At 45.6% G+C, this 19,990-nt stretch carries 23 protein-coding genes; 13 read left to right on the top strand and 10 right to left on the bottom strand.

The features are described from left to right. The first annotated feature begins 64 nt into the window (after positions 1–64). Together thrC and O8C68_00755 are read left to right on the top strand one after the other, a co-directional pair. The gene (gene thrC, locus O8C68_00760) at positions 65–1,339 is read left to right on the top strand and encodes a threonine synthase (GenBank protein MCZ7394331.1); all 1,275 of its coding nucleotides are present in this window, start codon (positions 65–67) and stop codon (positions 1,337–1,339) included. Positions 1,340–1,351: 12 nt separating this feature from the next. Further along, positions 1,352–1,627, top strand: coding sequence for a MoaD family protein (locus O8C68_00755; protein ID MCZ7394330.1), 276 nt, complete (start codon positions 1,352–1,354; stop codon positions 1,625–1,627). 1 nt (position 1,628) lies between these two features. Here the strand turns inward: O8C68_00755 and O8C68_00750 are convergent, their stop codons facing one another. The 3 genes from O8C68_00750 to O8C68_00740 form a co-directional block, all read right to left on the bottom strand. Beyond that, positions 1,629–2,858, bottom strand: a complete 1,230-nt coding sequence (locus tag O8C68_00750; GenBank protein ID MCZ7394329.1) for an NAD(P)/FAD-dependent oxidoreductase — start codon at positions 2,856–2,858, stop codon at positions 1,629–1,631. Next, positions 2,855–3,016, bottom strand: coding sequence for a 4Fe-4S binding protein (locus tag O8C68_00745; protein ID MCZ7394328.1), 162 nt, complete (start codon positions 3,014–3,016; stop codon positions 2,855–2,857). The genes O8C68_00750 and O8C68_00745 overlap by 4 nt, the downstream gene beginning before the upstream one ends. 211 nt (positions 3,017–3,227) lie before the next feature. Beyond that, on the bottom strand, positions 3,228–5,339 hold the full coding sequence (locus tag O8C68_00740) for a DHH family phosphoesterase (GenBank protein MCZ7394327.1): 2,112 nt from the start codon (positions 5,337–5,339) through the stop codon (positions 3,228–3,230). A gap of 138 nt (positions 5,340–5,477) precedes the next feature. Here O8C68_00740 and O8C68_00735 point away from each other — a divergent pair, with 138 nt between their 5' ends. Genes O8C68_00735 through O8C68_00715 form a run of 5 tightly spaced genes read left to right on the top strand, consistent with a single transcriptional unit; the run spans position 5,478 to position 9,019 of the window. Continuing rightward, positions 5,478–5,882 (top strand): nucleotidyltransferase domain-containing protein, encoded by a 405-nt coding sequence (locus O8C68_00735; GenBank protein MCZ7394326.1) that lies wholly within the window; start codon positions 5,478–5,480, stop codon positions 5,880–5,882. A 1-nt stretch (position 5,883) separates the two neighbouring features. Next, positions 5,884–6,297, top strand: coding sequence for a DUF86 domain-containing protein (locus O8C68_00730; GenBank protein ID MCZ7394325.1), 414 nt, complete (start codon positions 5,884–5,886; stop codon positions 6,295–6,297). After that, complete coding sequence (locus O8C68_00725) at positions 6,294–6,908, top strand: endonuclease III (protein MCZ7394324.1); 615 nt, start codon at positions 6,294–6,296, stop codon at positions 6,906–6,908. The genes O8C68_00730 and O8C68_00725 overlap by 4 nt, the downstream gene beginning before the upstream one ends. A gap of 4 nt (positions 6,909–6,912) precedes the next feature. Then, positions 6,913–7,593, top strand: a complete 681-nt coding sequence (locus O8C68_00720) for a PHP domain-containing protein (GenBank protein ID MCZ7394323.1) — start codon at positions 6,913–6,915, stop codon at positions 7,591–7,593. 22 nt (positions 7,594–7,615) lie between these two features. Next, positions 7,616–9,019: an NAD(P)/FAD-dependent oxidoreductase gene (locus tag O8C68_00715; protein ID MCZ7394322.1), complete on the top strand. Its 1,404-nt coding sequence runs from the start codon at positions 7,616–7,618 to the stop codon at positions 9,017–9,019. On the opposite strand, the gene O8C68_00710 is transcribed toward O8C68_00715, so the two are convergent. Both O8C68_00710 and O8C68_00705 read right to left on the bottom strand, forming a co-directional pair. Next, a complete protein-coding gene (locus tag O8C68_00710; protein MCZ7394321.1) occupies positions 9,020–9,364 on the bottom strand; it encodes a hypothetical protein in 345 nt (114 codons plus the stop codon). Between the two features lie 145 nt (positions 9,365–9,509). Continuing rightward, complete coding sequence (locus tag O8C68_00705) at positions 9,510–9,866, bottom strand: hypothetical protein (protein MCZ7394320.1); 357 nt, start codon at positions 9,864–9,866, stop codon at positions 9,510–9,512. 298 nt (positions 9,867–10,164) lie between these two features. Between O8C68_00705 and O8C68_00700 the strand changes: the two genes are divergently transcribed. The 3 genes from O8C68_00700 (at position 10,165) to O8C68_00690 (ending at position 12,761) form a co-directional block, all read left to right on the top strand. Beyond that, positions 10,165–10,968, top strand: coding sequence for a fructose-1,6-bisphosphatase (locus O8C68_00700; protein MCZ7394319.1), 804 nt, complete (start codon positions 10,165–10,167; stop codon positions 10,966–10,968). A gap of 18 nt (positions 10,969–10,986) precedes the next feature. After that, positions 10,987–12,126: a class II fructose-bisphosphate aldolase gene (locus O8C68_00695; protein MCZ7394318.1), complete on the top strand. Its 1,140-nt coding sequence runs from the start codon at positions 10,987–10,989 to the stop codon at positions 12,124–12,126. A gap of 242 nt (positions 12,127–12,368) precedes the next feature. Beyond that, the gene (locus O8C68_00690; GenBank protein ID MCZ7394317.1) at positions 12,369–12,761 is read left to right on the top strand and encodes a hypothetical protein; all 393 of its coding nucleotides are present in this window, start codon (positions 12,369–12,371) and stop codon (positions 12,759–12,761) included. Positions 12,762–12,769: 8 nt separating this feature from the next. On the opposite strand, the gene O8C68_00685 is transcribed toward O8C68_00690, so the two are convergent. Further along, complete coding sequence (locus tag O8C68_00685) at positions 12,770–13,471, bottom strand: hypothetical protein (protein MCZ7394316.1); 702 nt, start codon at positions 13,469–13,471, stop codon at positions 12,770–12,772. Between the two features lies 1 nt (position 13,472). After that, on the bottom strand, positions 13,473–14,192 hold the full coding sequence (locus tag O8C68_00680; GenBank protein ID MCZ7394315.1) for a hypothetical protein: 720 nt from the start codon (positions 14,190–14,192) through the stop codon (positions 13,473–13,475). Positions 14,193–14,334: 142 nt separating this feature from the next. Between O8C68_00680 and O8C68_00675 the strand changes: the two genes are divergently transcribed. Beyond that, the gene (locus O8C68_00675) at positions 14,335–14,541 is read left to right on the top strand and encodes a UPF0175 family protein (protein ID MCZ7394314.1); all 207 of its coding nucleotides are present in this window, start codon (positions 14,335–14,337) and stop codon (positions 14,539–14,541) included. A 351-nt stretch (positions 14,542–14,892) separates the two neighbouring features. Here the strand turns inward: O8C68_00675 and O8C68_00670 are convergent, their stop codons facing one another. The 3 genes from O8C68_00670 to O8C68_00660 all read right to left on the bottom strand — a co-directional run bounded on the left by O8C68_00670 (position 14,893) and on the right by O8C68_00660 (position 17,762). Beyond that, on the bottom strand, positions 14,893–15,579 hold the full coding sequence (locus O8C68_00670) for an acyl-CoA dehydratase activase (GenBank protein ID MCZ7394313.1): 687 nt from the start codon (positions 15,577–15,579) through the stop codon (positions 14,893–14,895). A gap of 79 nt (positions 15,580–15,658) precedes the next feature. Next, a complete protein-coding gene (locus O8C68_00665) occupies positions 15,659–16,591 on the bottom strand; it encodes a 2-hydroxyacyl-CoA dehydratase family protein (protein MCZ7394312.1) in 933 nt (310 codons plus the stop codon). A gap of 145 nt (positions 16,592–16,736) precedes the next feature. Continuing rightward, on the bottom strand, positions 16,737–17,762 hold the full coding sequence (locus O8C68_00660; protein ID MCZ7394311.1) for an S-methyl-5-thioribose-1-phosphate isomerase: 1,026 nt from the start codon (positions 17,760–17,762) through the stop codon (positions 16,737–16,739). Positions 17,763–17,815: 53 nt separating this feature from the next. Here O8C68_00660 and O8C68_00655 point away from each other — a divergent pair, with 53 nt between their 5' ends. Both O8C68_00655 and O8C68_00650 read left to right on the top strand, forming a co-directional pair. Continuing rightward, positions 17,816–18,415: an amino acid kinase gene (locus tag O8C68_00655; GenBank protein ID MCZ7394310.1), complete on the top strand. Its 600-nt coding sequence runs from the start codon at positions 17,816–17,818 to the stop codon at positions 18,413–18,415. 490 nt (positions 18,416–18,905) lie between these two features. Then, on the top strand, positions 18,906–19,988 hold the full coding sequence (locus O8C68_00650; GenBank protein ID MCZ7394309.1) for a cupredoxin family copper-binding protein: 1,083 nt from the start codon (positions 18,906–18,908) through the stop codon (positions 19,986–19,988). The last annotated feature ends 2 nt before the right edge of the window (positions 19,989–19,990 follow it).

Below are 19,990 nucleotides of genomic sequence, written 5' to 3'. Positions count from 1 at the left end.
AGTTATCTCTCCGTATGGTAAATATTATATACAGTAATGTTCTATTATGCTCTGGTGAAGTTTAATGAGCCACGTCATAGGATTGAAATGCAGGGAATGCGGCGCTGAGTACCCTGCCATTATCCAGAATACCTGTTATGAATGCTTCGGTCCTCTTGAAGTAAATTACGACTGGGATTATATTTCAGATCATATAAGCAAAGAAAAAATCGCATCAGGTCCAAAATCCATATGGAGATATGCCGACCTCCTGCCCCTTGAAACAGAAAAGCGCATTGACCTCGGAGCGGGTTTCAATACGCTTCACCATGCAGAGCGCCTCGGCGCAGTGCTCGGGCTGGATGAACTCTATATTCTCGATGAATCGGTGAATCCCACCAACTCCTTTAAGGACAGGGTAACGTCGGTGGCGATTTCAAAGGCGATCGAATTCGATGTGAAAGCCGTGGGTTGCGCAAGCACGGGCAACCTTGCAGCAGCCGTGGGCGCGCATGCCGCGAAAGCAGGATTGCCTGCATACATTTTCATCCCGGCCACAATCGAGCTTGGCAAGATTGTGCAGATGCTCATCTACGGTCCGAATGTAATTGCGGTAGAAGGTACTTATGATGACGCCAACCGCCTCGCAAGCGAGGTGGCGGATTCCCATCCTGACTGGGCTTTTGTGAATATCAATATCCGTCCGTATTATACAGAGGGTTCAAAGACGCTTGCGTATGAAACAGCCGAGAAGATGAACTGGCAGGTTCCTGACCATGTCGTAGTACCCATGGCAAGCGGGGCGCTGCTGTGTGCTATTTCCCGTGGCTACAAAGAGCTTGAACGCGTGGGTCTTGTAGAGAGTGCCGACGTAAAAATATCAGGCTCGCAGCCCCTTAACTGTTCACCCATATCATGCGCAGTCCAGCATGGAAGCGAAGTCGTGCCAGTGAGGAACTATGAGACCGTGGCGCACAGCTTAGCCATAGGCAATCCTGCAGACGGCTACTATGCCAAGAAAACAATCCTGGATTCGGGCGGCTATGCGGCTTCGCCCACAGACCCCGAAATCATCGAGGCTATCCATCTTCTCGCAAGAACGGAGGGCATCTTCACAGAGCCTGCGGGCGGCACCACAGTTGCAGGTTTAAAGAACCTCATAAAAAGCGGGCATATTCAGAAAGATGAGCGGGTGGTTATCTATGTTACAGGGAACGGTCTTAAAGCCCAGGACACGCTGCTTAAATCGCTGCAGCGCCCGCCGGTGATAAAACCTATGCTGAGCGAGTTTGAACATCTCACCGCGCCAAAACTTGAGATTCATAAGCATAGAGAGGCTTTGCCTCTTGCACATTCATAAAGGTGATACAAAATGGTTAAAATAAGATTTTCTTCTGCATTGAGCAATGTTACCCATGCACGCGAGACTACCCTGGAACTTGGAAATACAACGGTAAAGACCGTGCTGGATAAACTGGTCGAACAGTACGGTGCCGATTTTGAGAAGCGGATTCTTGAAAAAGGCGAAGTAAGACGGTTTGTGAACCTGTACGTGAACGGCGAGGATATAAGGCATTTAAGCGGTCTTTCTACGGGTGTGAAGGATGCCGACGAGATATCCATACTGCCTGCCGTTAGCGGGGGATAAATTAAACCCCTATTTCCTTTATCGCATTCCTGACACCCAGAGCCACTCCCTCCACTTCAATCCCTCCTTTTCCTTTTGCGCCGTCCCCCACAACATAAAGATTGCTGACAGGCGTCCTGTTCCCGATGTCCCATCCCGATGAAACCCTGTTCACAGGCCATCCGTTGGAATAGGATTGAACTAAAAGCACCTCGTACTTCTTATCCGGGAAGAGACGCTTCAGGTCAAGAAGCCCGAGATTGATCTCACTATTCAGATTACCTGAAATGACAGCCTGATGCGACATTATAAGGTGTTTCCCAGGCGGCGCAAGCGCCGGGTCTGCGTTTGTCACTTCGTTGATGCCGTTTATCCTCTCTGTGAAAGGGGTGAAAAAAACGCCGCTGTGACCTATCAGCGGCTCATCCGAAGAAAGGCATATTTTTATTCCTTGCGAAGGTCTGACCTTTTTTATTTTCTCAAGATACGCATTATCCCTGCACTCATACATCCTGCTCGTCTCAAGGTGTCCGATATCACTGATGACAATGTCAGCATCCACTGTTTTCCCATTCACTCTGACTCCACTTGCACGGTCTTTATCGGTGATTATCGTATCAACACATGATTTAGTGTGTATCCTTCCGCCGTTTGACTTAATAACATCAGCAAGTGCGCCGGTCACTGCACCGCAGCCGCCGAGCGGGGTTCCCGAGCCCTTGTACAGATACATGCTGTCGATTATTTCCAGCATCTCCCGCGCAGGGACTTCTTTTGCCCGCAGGCTCAAAGACCAGCCGCAGAAAGAGTCTGCAAGCCTCAGCAGGAATTCATCATCAAAAAATTTTAAGATCCAATCCCTGAATGAGATATCGCTTTTTGGCTTGAATTTCCGTGAAAACAGAAGTATAGCTCCAAGTTTCACCTTTTTTGTAAACCCAAGCTCTTTTCGGAAATCATGAAACTCGATATTCTCCCCAGTCTCTTTTCTGATGACTGCCATCGGGCTCGAGTCAATTATGGTTACATCAGCGCCCACCTCGCGCAGCATCTGTGCTAATGGTCCTCGTGAGCCGTGGGGTATCATGTGAAGCGCGCCTGTGCTGAGTTTGAAGCCTTTATATTCAAGATTGGCAAACCGCCCGCCTATGAAGGGCAGTCGCTCGAATATCTCTACATTGTACCCTGATTTTGAGAGCTTTGCGCCAGCCAGCAAACCCCCGAGACCTGCGCCTATGATAACCGCTTTCATCCGTCCTCCGAGATGGCACAGACGGGGCAATAATCCACGCAAATGCAGCACTCAACACACTTTTCGTTCATCATTGCGCACCCGAATACTGTTATTGCATCGTAGGGGCAGTATGCGGCGCACTGAGCGCAGCCCACGCATTTCTCGCTGACTTTCATAAAGGGTTACGCCCCTTTATGACGTCCCGAGTCACGCCTCGGGAGGGCGTGTCCGGGTATGGCGCACCATACCCGTCGTTTGAGAACCGAAACATCGGTTCACGCTGTATCCACGTATGCCTGTGGGCATACGTGTCTGCGAAGTAAAGCGGCGCAACGGTTTTTGATGGAACTTTCCCAAAGTTCCTTGATAAAACTTTCCTAAAGTTTTTCATCGGGTTCCTGCCGCCCCTATCTTCTCCGCCAGCTTCGCCAGCACTTCCTTTCTCATGCCCTCCACGAACTTTATGCTCCCTACGACAAGATGCCCTCCTCCGCTCACGCCCGCACCTTTAATCTCGCCGTGCAGTTCTTTCACAATCTGCGGGATGTTCATCTTAACACCCCTTGAGCGCAGCACTGCAAAATCAGGACCGTATCCTATCGTTACCACAGGCTGCCCGCTGTATTTGGTGCACAGGCGGTCATGTATCTCCCCGCTTGTCTTGCCCGGAGGGGGAAAGGTGAACTTGTGGGCATAGTTCTCCACGTCGATCACATTCAATATTGCGCCGTTGGGCAGCGTCTGCGTTTTTACATTGGGCATCGAAGCCTCAAGCTGCTCTGTAATCGCCGCATTTGCCTGCTCGCACAATAATTTCACGATCTGCTGATGCCTGACATTAGAGCCCAGGTTGAGAATATCGTTCATCATCCCCCGCCCATCGTTGAACCTCTGCCAGAACGCCTCGTAATCCAGGGCAAGAGCCATCTCCTTTAGCTCTTCTGGTTTATATTTCTCTGCTATCAGAGACTTATAAAGCTCTGCTTCATGCGCCTCCGACCTGTCCCCGACCGCTGAAACCGCCGGCAGGTGCTTTATTTCTTCCGTGACTTCAGGGTTTATCATCCTTGCAATCTCGGCTCCCAGCATGCCTGTGGTTATGCCGAAGTCTCCGCCTGCATAGGCAGGATTTACATGCTCAAGCACCATAGAATCTATCGTACCGTCGGGATGATGATGGTCAATGACAAGGATATCCACGCCATAAATCGCCGCCTGTTTCATAGCTGGCATGTCCTCCTCTGTCGCCCCGTTGTCCATCAATACCACAAGGGGCATTTTCTGGGCAAATCTCTCCTGGTCTTCGAGTGCAAAGGTGAGGTCTTTTGTCACATCCTCCAGTTCATAAAACGGCGCCTTTGAAGGAGAGCGCCTGTAGAAGTGCCGGTCTGCATCGGAGCCTCCGACTTCCCGCAGCAGGGGCAGGAGCGCGCGCTCGATAGCGATAGCCGAAGTGATGCCGTCTGCATCGGCGTGGTGCCGTATGACTATCGGGCGGGACTTAAAAACTGCTTTCCTGATCAGTTTTGCAGCATTTCGCATCCTGGGCTTGAGTTTTTCCAGCACATCGCTCTTTACAAGGAACTCGGTATCATGTGGTTCAGCCCGCTTGTCGATTGCGGATTCTATCTGCTCTTTAATACTTGTGGCATCCCCTCCCCACAGCGGTTTCATGGAACGGATCTCCACCTGCATGGCGCCGTTCCTCATTGAGGGTTCGCCGAAGATTTTTACGATGGTCTCTGACTTTATCTCAGGGTAAGCCCGCTCACCTGCTTTCTCAAAAGCAGCGCACTGCACCGTGCCGTCTTCATCTGAGATTGTGAATATTGTGGGGCCGCCTGTCTGTTTTATCTGGATTACCTCGCCTGAGAGATGGACGAGTTTGCCAAGGTATTTTGAGAGTTCTGTGGTCTTCCTTCGAGGAAGTTGTTTTTCAACCTCGATCACCTGGTATTCCTTGAGGCTGCGTGGGATTAATTCGATATTGCCGTTTGAGGCTATGTTTCTTATTTCGACAAAGAGCTTATCGCCGATTTCAGGAGTGAAATTGATGTTGCTTGAATGAATAAGTCCTCGAAGCTGGGGATTCAAATCCACGAAAACCCCGAAGTTAGCATGCCCCTGCACCTTTCCTTCGTAAATCTTCCCGATCTCAAGCTCGCGGGTGTCGCACTCAGGACTGAGAATATTCACAAGAGGTTTTTTAGCACAGCTTTCGCAGAGGTCTCCTTTCGTGGTTTCCTTGCCGCAGACCGTGCATGTGAAGAACTTTCCCCTGCCGGCGCAGGTTTTGCATGGTTCTGTGACTGAAATTTTGCCCGTTCCGTTGCAAGCGGTGCATGTCATTCCTCCTGCCATGAGTTTGCCGATGTCTTTTTCCGAGAGTTTTTCAAGGCTTATGGACTTTGTCTTGCCTGAGCCCTTGCAGTCGGGGCATTCCTTTTCGCTGATTATTATCAAGCCTGTGCCTTTGCAGGCGGTGCATTCGAGGGTCATTATTTCGTGATAGATGCGGTGCGGGGTAAAATAAGTTACGCGACTCTTCCCCCCTTTTCTGAGGCAAGATTATTAACATAATGAAAGAATTATAGTAATTAATACAGGCAGATATTGTGTTGAGGGAATAAAAACAAAATGAAAAGTAAAAGCACAAAAACCGAACCAAAAACAGACGAAATTCTTGTGACACTGAAGAGCTTCGACTTTATCCACAGCGTTCTGCTTTTCGGCTCGCGTGCAAGAGGAAAAACAGGGAGGGACATAGACATCTGCATCATCCCTTCAAGAGAACTCAGTCTGAGAGAGAGATTATCCATTGATTCTGCCATGCCATCGGGTGTTGACATTTCAATGTACCACGAACTGCCGGTTCACATCAGAAAAAGGATTTCAGAGGAGGGAAAGGTGCTTTACACAAAGGACATGTACCATCTGCTCACTCTTTTCAAAGAGAACGATCTAGAGTATGCAGGCTACAAGAGATACAGGGAATATTACAACAAGGCAATAAGGGAAATGAGCAGGAGAGTAAGGGTTTAACATGGATGCTGAAAGGATAAAGGATAAATTGAGTGAGCTTCTGGTTTATATCGCAGAACTTGATGAGGATATACCTGGCGCAGAAGATGAATATATAGAGGAGCGCCGGACAAGAAGAGCATGTGAGAGAACTTTCCAGCTTGCCTGCGATACTATTCTGGACATCTGCAACCTGATAATCGCCGGCAAAGGTCTTGGGCTTCCAAAGGATAACAGGGATGCGATACGAAAGCTTGCTGATAACAAAATAATTCCGAAGAAACTATCGGAGAGGCTCGAAGATATGGTAGGATTCAGAAATCTTCTGGTTCACCGATATGGCAAGGTGGATGATTCAAGAGCCTACCATTACCTGAAAGAAGAAATTGATGACCTGTACGAGTTCGCAGAAGCGATTGAGAAGCTAATCGAATGACAATTGATTTAATTATCTCCCGCCTCAAAAAGCGCTACCCTCCAGGCAAATTCCACTCATCTGACCCATTCCGAGTGCTCATTGCCACAGTCCTCTCCCAGCGCACCCGCGACGAGGTCACTGATAGGGCAGCAGAAAAACTCTTTGCAAAATACGGCTCACCCGGCGCTCTTGCTCAGGCAGATGTTGTGGATATCGAGAAATTAATTCGCGCGGTTGGGTTCTATCGTGTGAAAGCGCCGCGCGTGAAGGAAATAGCCCGGATTATCAGTAACGATTTCAAGGGCAAAGTACCTGACGATATGGATACGCTGCTCTCGCTTCCGGGCGTGGGAAGAAAGACAGCCAATTGTGTACTGGTTTACGGGTTCGGCAAGGATGCGATAGCTGTTGACACCCATGTGCACCGAATCTCAAACAGGCTCGGGCTTGTGAACACGAAGACGCCGGAGGAAACTGAGGTAAGACTCAAAGAAGTGCTCTTAAAAAGGCACTGGCGCCACATCAACGAACTCCTTGTGCGCTTTGGTCAGGATATATGCAGACCCGTAGCGCCGAGATGCGGCGCCTGCATGCTTGCTGAGCTGTGCCCAAGCAGGAGGCAAAAGTAAACGTATGCGCTTCGACCTGCACATCCATTCAAACCACTCAACTGACTGCAGCTTGAAAGTGGACGACATCCTGAAGCAGGCTGTAAAAAAAGGGCTTGACGGGATTGCTATATGCGACCACAATACAGTGGAAGGAAGCCTTCATGCCAGGAGGAGGGCAAAAGAATTGAACCTGCCTTTGCTTGTGCTTTCAGGAGTGGAGGTTTCAACAACCGGGGGGCATCTTATCATACTCGGGGTAACAGAAAATATCCAGCCAAACCTTTCGCCGCAGGAAACTATCAGGATTGCCCATCAAAAGGGCGCTGTGGTAATAGCGGCGCATCCTTTCAAGGTGAGAAGCATCGGCAATGTGGATGGGCTCGACGTGGATGCAGTCGAAACCTTCAATTCCAGGTGCATATTCGGGGAAAACCTGAAAGCAAAAGAGATGGCTGTGGCTCTTGGAAAATCTGGAGTCGGAGGAAGCGATTCCCACATGCTTTCAACAATAGGTCTCGGGTTTACGGAAATAGAAGCAGAATCGGATGAAGGGTCTGTCCTGTCCGCAATTAAAGAAGGAAGAACACGCTCTGGCGGACAGATTGCTCCATTATATGTGGTATTTATTCAGGTTGTACGCGGATTCTTACGAAGGCTTAACAGACTTGGAAAAGAATCTTACAGCAAGATTTTTCAACAATGAACTAATGTAGTGTAGAATTAATATGGCGGAATATGATGTAATCGTTGTAGGAGGAGGCATAAGCGGTCTCCTATCAGCCCTGACCCTTTCAAGACACGGGAAGAAAGTCCTCGTGCTTGAAAAAGACAGCATCGTGGGAGGCAACTGCAACAGCTACACCGTGGACGGTTTCCAGGTGGATACAGGCGTGCATGCTATAACCCACCTGCGTGAGGGGCCTCTGCGGCGACTGATGGATGAATATTTCACGTACATACCTTTGTTTTTGGATTTTGGGCATTACTTTGTGCGCACAGAGAAAGGTCTTACGAAACTGCCCTCCAATATCAAAGAGTTTGTCACTTTTGATATCCTGCCCAGAAAAGACAGGCTCCTGCTTTCACAGGCATTGACAAAAGCCATTACACAGATTACATTCGGGATGCTGGATGCCAATCAGTCGGTGTACGATTACCTGCCAAAAGGGCTGTCCAAGGACACATATGATTTTGTGGATGCAATAGCTTATTCCCTTTCTGGAAAATCCATGAAAGAGACATCGGTTCATCGCGTATTATACGGGAGCAGCTTTGTCAGGGACAGCGTTTCTGAGGATATTTTTGAGGCTGTCCAGGAGAATTCATCATACTCCTCCATGATAACCGACAGGCTGTCAAAATACCAGCTGACAGGTCATCTTTCAGCTTTAAGCCGACTTGCGACCAATAAAATAGCTTACGCGCAGGCATACCCGCGCGGCGGTCTGAAATCACTTTTAAATGCGGTTTTACACTCGATGCCCAGAACTGTGCAGATAAAAACAAATTCAAGGGTAAAGGAGATACTTACGGAGAACGGAAAAGTAACAGGAGTTGCCACAGATAGCGATTCTTTCTCATCCGATGCTGTCATATATACAGGGTTTGTAAAAAGCCTGGCATCTTTTGTCTCGCTGCCTTCCGATTATAAAGAAAAACTTTCCCGCATCGACCAGACGCTGAGTCTTACTATCTGGCTGGGCTTGAGTGAAAAAATGAAGGAATTTGATTACATGGGGTCTGAGATATGGTTCAAGGACGGCGCATACTGGGCTATGCCTATCAGCAATTACGATGTGTGCATTGCGCCAAAGGGTAAGCAGCTTGTGGGGTTCACCTTCGTTATTGACGATAAGCAGAATATCGAAGGCGAAAAGAAACGGGCGCTTGAATTGATCCTGCGCGCACTTCCGGGAATCGAGAACAGGATTGAAATGACCCATTACCAGGTGACAATCCCAGAAAAGGCTGCTGTAACCCTCAACGGCTATTTTGCCGGGCCGCGATCGCCCCTTCCAAACCTATACCTTGCCGGAACAGATACGGATAACCGGAGTATGGGAGTTACAAGAGCCGGGTATTCGGTGCTTGAGCTTCTGAGGGCAATGAAAGAGGATAAGAAACTCTGATTATTTTTCCGCTTTTCTCCTTTTTAAATAATCCGAAAAACCGCAATTTAGCACCACAAGAATCCCTGCGGTAAAAACAAGAAGACCAAGAAGTTTTTGATGCGAGGCGTTTTGGAATAGAAGCACAACGCCTGAGTGCAGTATCAAGAGACCTAAAACAAGCGAAGTTACCTCTTTATACTTCTGGAAAAGCGTGTAGTATATGAGACCGGCAGACCATGTCCCTATGCCGAGATATTCATAAGAGATATCACTTTTAGCCGGGTCGTAAATACGGTAGTACAGTCCCAGAAGTAAAAATAATGCACCTATAATCCCCAGGAAAATTATTTTCGTCCTCTTCATGCCAATCGACTTTTTCCTTACTCGATCTTTAATACTCTGACAGCTCTTAATTACTGACGGCAGCCGAGTTTCTTGGTAATGGGAATGACCTGCTGGAAGCAAGATGCAGGGAGCTGTTTAAAGAGCATCAGGTGGAAGAGTGACATTAATCCTCTTTCTTCACTTCCACCTTTATCTCTCTTATCAGCTTGACGCCCATCCCTCCAATCCTTCCGCCTGCGGAGGCTACAAAGAACATAAGCGCGTACCATATACCCATGTTTACGAGCTTGCTTGAATCCCTGCCTGAAATCAGCTCGGCCTGCGCTTGCGGTGTGTTTGCTCCTGTTGGCAGCGATAGGGTGACGCTGTTCATTTCAATCACCGAAGGAGGTGGCGTTGCCCCTGTATATACATTGTACATTGAATAAACCGCCCAGATTATAAGTATCAAACCTGCAATGAGCAGGGCATACCCGGTAGCTTTGTAATCCTTTATTTTCAATTTTTCGAAAGTACCCATATAACACCATCTCTTTATTAAAATCAACGGTATATAAATTTTTCTTGACTGCAAGCCGAAACTTCGGCTTGCAGTGTTGGGGTATGCACAGCATACCCCCCGTTTGATAAAACTTTCCTAAAGTTTTTGAAATAAATACAGGACACAAAACGATAACTATTTAGACCAAGTTGCATTAAAATGTAATAAGAATAACGAAGAGGGTGGAAGCATCAACCTCAAAGATTTTCTTTCAAAGAGCAATACCGAACCCGGACTGTCAGAGTTAATCCTGTTCTTCAGCGAGCAGGGGAAAACAATAAAGAGCGGCTTCCTCCGAGGACAGAATAAAGCCGGGACAAAGAATATCTACGGCGAGGAGCAGATGGCTCTTGACAAATGGGCCGATGAGGTTTTGATTAGCGGATTAAAAAAAACAAGGCTAGTGCGGTATATAGCTACGGAAGAGCAGCCTGATATTATCGAAATCGATAATCCCAAAAACGAATTCGGGGTGGTCATAGACCCACTTGACGGTTCTTCCCTGATAGACGTGAACCTTGCCGTCGGCACGATTATAGGGATTTATCCTGGAAATGTGCTGGATAAAGGGGAAAACATGCTTGCAGCGATGTATATCCTCTACGGGCCCCTGACCACGCTAACGCTGACGGCAGGCAATGGGGTGCATGATTTTGTCATGGATGAAAAAGGGGTATTCAATCTTACTCAGAGGGATGTTAAAATCCCGGACGGGAAAATATATGCACCCGGCGCTCTTCGAAAGGATTACCTGCCAGCACACGCCATGTTTATTGAGAATCTTGAGAAGGGGGGGTATAAACTGCGCTTTTCCGGCTCTTTCGTGGCAGACATGCACCAGATTCTCCACAAAGGCGGGGTTTTCACCTATCCGGGATTCAAAGGAAAAGAAAAGGGAAAGCTGCGTCTGTTATTCGAGGCAAACCCCATGGGGAAGATAATAACCGAAGCTGGGGGGGCAATCAGCAACGGAAGAGTGAATATCCTTTCTATTAAGCCTCTGGCTATCGATGAGTTGACTCCAATCTACGCAGGAGGTAAAAAGGAAATCAGCCTGATTGAAAAGCTTATGGCGCAATGATGATATTAGAGAGTTTGTATGAAAGAAAGTGATTTTGCACCAATTTCTGGTTCTACCATTCTGAACAGCATCGTCGGCAGGAGAATGATAATCATGGCGACAAACACAAGGGTTACCACGGTCGCCCGCGGCATCTTCAGGGCTGCAAGGGATACGGATTCAGCTGTGTTTATGGAACTTGCGCGCTCCGAATGCGACTTAAAAGGCGGATACACCGGGCTTACTCCAAAGGCTTTTTCAGAAAGGGTGAGAAAGGCTGCTGTGGATACGGAATGCGATGTATGGGCGCTCCATGCAGACCACATCACGGTCAAGAAAGGCGATGCCAAAGAAATAGATGATACAAAAAAACTGATCGACGCCCAGATAGAAGCAGACTACACCTCGTTCGCAATAGATGCTTCTCATCTCTTTAATTTTGAGGGAAAGAACCTGCGGGAGGAGCTAGATAAGAATATCCAAGTTACCACCGAATTGGCAAAGCACATAGAAAAAAGAATGAAGGGAAAGGAGTTCGGGCTTGAGGTTGAGGTTGGCGAGATCGGAAGGAAGGATGAGCATGGTCTTGTGCTTACAAAGCCCGAGGAAGCGGTCGTGTTCATCAAGGCTCTGAACGGGAACGGCGTGCATCCCCAGGTTATTGCTATTGCCAACGGAAGCGTGCACGGGAATGTATACGATGAGCACGGGAACGTGATTGAGCAGGTATCCATCAACATCCCGCAGACAAAGGCTGTTGCGAAAGCATTACGGGACAATAACCTGAACGTTGGGATTGCACAGCACGGGATTACAGGCACGCCGCGAGAACTCATAAACCTGGAGTTCCCCAAGGGCGATATTATCAAAGGGAATGTGGCTACGTTCTGGCAGGACATCGTGTTTAATGTGCTGAAAGTGTATGAGCCGGAGCTGTACAGGGACATGTGGAACTGGACGCTTGAAACGTATCGGGCGAAAAATCCGGGCAAGAAAGATAAGGAGATCTTCGGGAGCAACTGCAAGTTCGCTATCAGGGAGTTCTTTGACAGGATTTACAGCGTGGATGAGGATACGGAGAGGGCGATTGAGGCTCTTGTTTATGCCGAAAGCCTGATATTTTTCAGGGCGTTCAGTTCGAAGGGGTCGGCGGGTCTGGTGAGAGAAAGGTTGAAGTGATAGACAAAAGTCTTATTTTGCGATATATATACGCCACAAAAAGCATGTATACGATTAATTCCTCCCGCATCTCCTTCACCACCCCACCCCACCGCGCTGCCCTCTTTGAGGAGGCGAAGGCGCTGTACTCTGCGGAGGCGCCGGACAGTCAAAAGATTTTGGTTTCGTAGGCACGCGCCTCGATGCCGAGGAGAGCGATGTGGTACATGACCTGCTCGCTTATCTGGCTGAGCAAATGATCGATGAACAAGAAGAAAAATGCGGAGATAAAGGGCTTTCTGGATTTCCTGAAGGGAGAGATAGGCGCTTCTATTGATGATTTATCCAATAAGACCGCAATTCAGGAATATTATAGCCATGAGTTCCAGAATCTAATAGATGTGCTTGTCAAAAATAAGAAGAAGCTAAAGGCTGGATACGACCCCAAAAATCCTAACAATTATAAAATCCTGAAGGATTGGTATAACGATTCCGCAGGCAAACTTGCGCCGCTTATGAAGGGGATTGAGGCGACGGATGGGCTGATTGACAGGATTGTTTACAAGCTGTATGGGTTGACTGATGATGAAATAAGGATTGTCGAGGAGAGTATTTCGGGGAAAACTGGAAAGCCCAAATCTGGAGAAGAGACATAAAAAAATGTTTAAGAACTGGGATTATAATCCTTCAATAATTTGCATGAAAATGCCTCTTTTTGAAATCTCAAGTCATTGGCTATATTCGTAAAACCTTTTTTGCAATTCTTTGCAAACTCCCTGTCATCTAAAAAGAACTCAATCGGCTTGATTTCGTTCAAATTTGTCATCAATTCCAGAAAAATCCGTTCGTCATAGGAATCCTTAAAGTGGATTTCAGCAAGTGATTTCTTAACATTGGCAAGATTTTTGGAATTTAAGGTTTTTATTTCATAATTCGGATGGATTTCGCCTATTTTCAGGAGAATCAATCCTGATAGATTTATGGAAAGTTCTGATAAAAAAGAGGGAAGATCCTCTCTATCGTGATCCTTTAGAAAAAGAGAGATTTCATGAAAAACCAGAATCAGGAAATTCGTAATTCCGGGCTTTTTATTCATTATTTTCTTGAATTTTTCGATAAGCAAAGCCTGCGAATCCATTGAACTGAGAGTCGGGTTTTGATAAATATCGGGAAAAAATTTGAAAATTTCCACCAGAATCTCATTTATTTTATTCCTCAAAACATTATGAGATTCTTTTATTGCAGATTTACATAAAACCAGTTGCTCATCTCGTTTATCTTTTATCAATGCAACCGACAACTTATGAATCCTGTCTCCATTGTTAACTATCCCTAAAATTATATTTGTATCTAGGGAAAAATTCATCTCATGCCTCTAACACTTCAAAAATGGCATTATAATTCCTTGGGATAGATTCTACTTTTAAATTTAGGATGCTTAACTCAGAGATATAATCCTGAAGCTCATCAAATGTGATTTTGCCCCTGTGAAAAGCTTCAAGTTTAAGCAATGAGACTGCTATCCTTGTCCACAGCTCAACTTTTTCTGGATTTTTTACACCTTCTTTTACGAATTCTTGAACTAAAAAAAACATCTGGTCAAGGACTAATAACTGGCTGGTATTTTCTTTTTTATCCCAAATTTTCGATTTTATTTCATCCCTTATAGAAGAGATTCTCCCGTTAAGTTTTATCAAAGACAATCTATAAACTTCATATTGCTGACGTGTATCCAGTTTAGCTGTAAAGGATTTCAATTTTTTAAAAGATTCATCGAAATCCTTCAATTCCGAGATTTTATCTTCCAATCTTTTTTCGATTTCTTCAAGGTCTTCTTCATAGATATTGATAGAAACGATATCTGTCAAAGCATTAAGTAATTTTTCCCTGGTTTTATAATCCACATTTAAAATTTGGTCCAGTTCATTCTGGACAGCATACAGTCTGCGCATTGAACGTAAATAGTCGACAGCGCCAACCACAGGTCGCCTCATCCATGTGATTATCTCGAAAATTTCAGTTGAGAAAACATCTAAAATAAAGTTGATTGATTTATATTGAGTATTATTTGAATAATAACTTTCCATATCGAATCCTTTTTGTGTTTATTAGTTTAGGTGGGGTTTTAGTGACCTTAATATCCTTATACTATATGTTACAATGTTTTATAAATAAAAGCTGTTCCATATAAGAATATCGAAATGTAAAAAGAAAGTCATTATGAATAATATGGAATACAAACTAAGAAAAGCCATCAGAAAATATACCGATAGTTCGGTTTCATTGGGAAAAGCATCCGAAATAGCAAGTCTGCCCAAGAGAATTTTTATATATAAACTTCAGGAAATCGGAATTCCGTTGAATTTGTCGGAAAGTGACTTTGTGAAAGGATTGGATACCCTAACAAAAGCCAGAAAACTAAAAAAATCTTCTTGACGTTGAGCATATCCAGATATGCAAAAAATTAGAGTATTAGTTAACAGCGAATCAAACACCCTTGATGTATGATTTGATGACCCTGAGAAAGAATTCATAAGCGAAGAAACTGGAGAAGAAGTAATACTCAAAAAAAATAAGGATAACAGGGTCATCGGATTTGAAAAATTGAATCTTTCAATCGATAAAAAAGTGAATATTCCGGTAGAAGTAATGGCGACCTGAGCAACGAATCCGCCGCATCTCCTTTACCACCCCACCCGCCCGCCGCGCCGCCCTCTTTGAGGAAACGAAGGCGCTGTACTCTGCGGAGGCGCCGGACAGTGTAAAAAAATTGATGCCAATGGCGAGCTAAGAATAATACTCCAGCGCCCCCAGCGCATTCACAATCTGGGGTTCATCAGGTATCAGTATTTCCTTTTTGAGGATATCCCGAAGAGCCGATACCATCCCATTATTCTTTACTGTCCCTCCTATCAGAACAATTGTTTCCGCCTCAGGTATCATAAACGAGATGCGGCGCGCAAAAGCATAATGCATCCCTGCTATAACCTCCTCCTTTGAATAGCCTGCCACGAGCTGTGAAATCATCTCCGAGATTGCGAATACGCCGCATGTATTGTTGATTTCAGGAATGCGTTTTGCCCTTGAATGAAGCCTGCTCAAATCCTTTAAGTCTATTTTGAAATAATTTGCCACAAACTCAAGGAATGCCCCTGTGCCCGCGCTGCACCTGTCGTTTATCATAAAATTATTTTTCTTGACATCAATCACCTTTGTATCCTGCCCTCCTATATCCACGATCACATCTGCCTCCGGGAAATAATGGCGAACGCCGAAAATCGCTGCGGTTATTTCGGTCACCGATGCTTTATGTGGAACTGAGTGGCGAAAATATCCTGTTGAAATTATATCCTCTTTTTTTGTTCCTTTTACAAGGTCTTTCCAGTTATGCGTCCCTGTTATCTGGTATTTAATCTCCCCGTCCACAGTTCTGACAATTTTTGCAGTCGTGCTTCCCACATCAAGTCCAATCATAAAGCGACGCTCCGCTTTACTTGGTACAGGGGTATGAGAAGCATACCCCTTATTTTGATTAAACTTTCGTACAGTTTAATCATGACCTCTCAAGCACCTCCCGAAATGCTTCAAGCCGCAATTTTATCTGTTCCGGTGTTTTACCGGGCAGGTCTCCCTGAATTGTCAGCATGGGATAATCCAGTTTCGCTCTCAGGATCTCGTCTTCAAGCACATGGTGGCATGCGAACTGGGTATAATGTATAACCCCGTCCACCTTTCTTTTTTCCAGTTCCTTTTGAAGGAATTCTATCCTGAAATCAAGCGGTCTTGCAAAGGTATAATCACAGTAATCCTGCGCTACCTCGGCTATATCATTTCCTGTATGCCTTACAAATTCATAAGGGAGTTCATCAAATACTATCGCCAGATCAAGTGATTGCGCCGCTTCATGGAAATCATGATATATCGGAGGAACGCCGATCAATGCTACCCTGTTCCTGAGAACAATATTTTCCTCTTTGACTTCCATTGCCTTGCGGAATTTATCCGTATCGCCCATGAGGTCGCTGAAAGAAACCAGGATACGAAATGCTTCGCTTGCCGATATTTTACCATTGAGCCTTTTCTTATCGACCCTGTGCCCTATTTTTTTAAGTCTGTTAATCTCCCTGAATTTTTCAGGATATTCAATATTCCCAAGAAAGGATGATAGTTTATACAACTGCGACTCTAAATATTGCTCATCCCCGTCGAAAGGATAAAAGAAAAAGTGAGTTGGAATCCCGCTCATCGCAGCTTTCTGTCCGTCCACGAGGGCATTATGGCAGTCACCGCCAGCAACCACTATGAGAGAATCGATTTTTATTTCTCTTTTTACCAGCATCTCCCGCCAGATAGCCGTCCAGGCGCACAGCTTGTTCTTCGGGTAATTCTTGGATGCGGGTATGCCATTATTAACATCTAACGGCTCGCCTGCACATGCAAATATCAACTCAGGGGGTACTAGGGCGGTTATTCCGATTTTTGACACATGCGCTCTATGTATTTGCATGCAATTTATTCTTTTGTACGAAATATCTTTTTATCTGTTAATTTTACAACTTTATTTCGTTTTCCCATGCCGAATGGATGGTATAAAGTCAAAGATTTCGGGACTATAGTACGAATTTAAAGAATTAAACAGTTATCCTGACTTCATCGATCAGGAAGGGAGGATAGAATATGCCATTCTCAGTTATGATGGCAGTAACATTTTCCATGGGGGTTGCATCGAATGCAGGATTGTACACCTCAACATCGAGAGGCGCTATCTGCTGATTCCCGAAAAACTTTAACTCCTGGGGTTTTCTCAATTCTATCTCGATTTCATCTTCCAGGTGCTCAAAATCAAATGTAGATACAGGCGCAGCCACATAAAACGGAATCTTGTGCTCTTTTGCAAGCACCGAATGAGTATATGTCCCGATCTTATTGAACACAGCATCCTGCGTAATCCGATCAGCCCCAACAATCACCTTATCCACCATTCCTTTTCGCATCACAGTGCCGGACATGCTATCCGTGATAAGCGTTACCGGAATCTTATCTTCCAGCAATTCCCATGCCGTAATTCTGCTCCCCTGGTTGAGAGGTCGGGTCTCGCACGCAACGACCCTGATGTCTTTTCCCTGCGCTCGGGCTGAGCGGATAACACCAAGTGCAGTTCCCCAGTCCACGCAGGCAAGTCTTCCTGCATTGCAGTGCGTCATTACGGTATCCCCGTCCTCAAGCAAAGCTGCCCCGTGCTCACCCAGCTTCATATTCTTCTCCACGTCTTCGTCCGCGATTGCACCTGCCTCCTCCAGGGCGAACATCCTTGCTTCCTTGAGATTCCTGGCATCCTCTATTGCCCTCATGACCCGCTTCACACCCCATGAAAGGTTTACTGCGGTGGGTCTTGTGGCAATAATAGTTTTTCCTGCGGCTTGTATTTCTTCCAATAAAGCATTCAATGAAGAGGCATTGCTTCTGAATGCAGAAAGCGCCACGCCAAAACCCCCGGCAACCCCGAGGGCAGGGGCGCCCCTCACGCGAAGCATGCTTATGGCTTCACACAGGGATTCGATGGTGCTGCATTCAATAATTTTGTATTCTCCGGGCAGGAGGGTCTGGTCTATCATGACAATATTGTTTTTTTCATAATCCCAGTCTATGGTTCGCATTGATAGCCATATCTGCCATTACATATTTAAATACTGCCGTTTAATTAAAACGCATGATAGTAGTTAAGCTCGGAGGAAGCCTGATTCACAGGGCAAGGGAGCTTGTAAATGAAATAATCGAGTACTCAAGTGCTGAGGGTGGGAAAATCCTGATAGTTCCCGGCGGCTCGATCTTTGCAGATACGGTACGAAAAGTGAAAGCATCGCAGGAGACCGCTCACTGGATGGCTGTTCTTGCCATGGAGCAGTATGGTTATTATCTTGGCAGCGGGACTGATGCGAAACTTGTCGACAGCCTGGACATTGATGAGGGGGTAAGTATTCTTCTGCCATATAATCTCCTGAAGAAAAAGGACGAGCTTCCTCATACCTGGGATGTAAGCTCTGATACGATTGCTGCATGGGTTGCATTGAAGCTTGAAGCCAGGTTTATAAAAGCCACGGATGTGGATGGAATATACTTAAACGGTGTACTGGAAAAGGAACTCAAAGCGTCTCTACTCATAGGGAAAGAGACATGTGTGGATGCACAACTCCCGCATTTTCTCATGGAAAATAAAATGAACTGCGAGATTATTAACGGCAACTGCCCGGGAAGATTAATCAATGCACTTCGTGGGAATTTTGCAGGGACGCTTATTAAAGGGCATTAGAACCACCCCGCAGGGCGCCTTGAAAATTCCCGTTCTTCACAGAATCTCATATGAGCATGCAGAGCCCGATGAGTCTTAAATGTTTTACCGCAATAATCACAGGTTAAACTCTCATTCAACAAGTCTAAATTGAATTCGTCACTCATCACAATCTCCCGTACATGTTTATGCCGTTATTCATCTCACAGTATCATAACCGCATGAGTACAGGACTGAGAACAAACCGAATTTTAGAGGGGATTCGCATTGGTTCAGTCCTTGCGATCTATAGTATGCAAATAAAATACGTAAAAGTAACGGTCACTTAACTTTAAGCTGCATGGAGTTAGAGGCTTGTAGGGGATTAGTGGTAAAAATGCTACCAGCCTAATTTAAACTTAATCTGCATGCTATTTGAAGTGGACGGCTCTATTTATACCTGTAATCAATGCATTAATTAAATAATCGACAGTTTTATATTATATTAAATTAGTTTATCTTTGGTGGTACTATGGCGAAATATAATTTATATTTAGTAATAGCAATTGTAGGATTAGCGATTATAACTTCAGGATGTACAGGTGGTCAGGATGTTTCTTCGGTAGTCAAGGCTTTACCTGAAGTCCAGCAGTTTATGAAAGAACATCCCAATGCTAAGATAATAGTCACCTACTGGTCAAAAGATGAAGTGGCGAAATCAATCCAAGAAATCAGCCAGCAGTGTGATAAAGCTATTACACCCGCAGCTATGTATAAGGCAACAATAAGTGAGGGAGATTTGAAAATTGTTTCATGGATTAATGCTGATGATCAAACGGTAATATGTTCTACAACTGAAGGTAACCAAACTGCACCCACTTCAACAGCACCAATTCAAACTGTTACAGCTACACCATTAGCTACACCAATAGTAACAAAGCCCATGCCTACTCCGACACCCCCAATAACCGGTTACACTGTTGAGTTTTTAAGTGCACCTGCAACAGCAGTGTCAGGTCAGAGCTTTATGGTGTCGTGGAGGGTCAACAGCCCCGTACAAGAGAATATCAATCACACTGCGGTTCACTATGGTCCGGATTCGAAATCCGAGCCTCTGACGCTTACGAGCTATCCCATGCTCACCACGGTTCAGAAGGGAACAATACCCGCTGATTTCAGTGGGAACATAACCATAGGCAAGACTGGGATCTTCTATTTCAGGGCGCATGCCATTATCGATGGGAAAAATTACTGGTCAGAAGAAAAAACTATAACCATAACCGCAGCCACAACCTCTGCACAACCAACACCGACGCCAGCAAGGGTAGCCGTAGAGATTAAAGGTTTCGCATATAATCCACTAACCGTAACAATCTCTAAAGGAACAACCGTCACCTGGACAAACAGCGATAGCGTTCCGCATACTGCAACATCCGTATCGGGTGCATTTGATTCAGGCAGTATAAGTTCAGGAGGTACGTTTAGCTACACATTTAATCAAGCCGGAACATTTGAATATAGTTGTACAATCCATCCCAGCATAGTACACGGAAAAGTAATCGTGACCCCGACAGCGACGGCAACTACTTCCGGGTACGGAGGGTACGGATACTGACT

The organism is Candidatus Methanoperedens sp., assembly GCA_027460525.1.
Classification (GTDB): domain Archaea; phylum Halobacteriota; class Methanosarcinia; order Methanosarcinales; family Methanoperedenaceae; genus Methanoperedens.
Note: the sequence above shows the minus strand (reverse complement) of the source record. Positions and strands in the feature narration are given on the sequence as shown.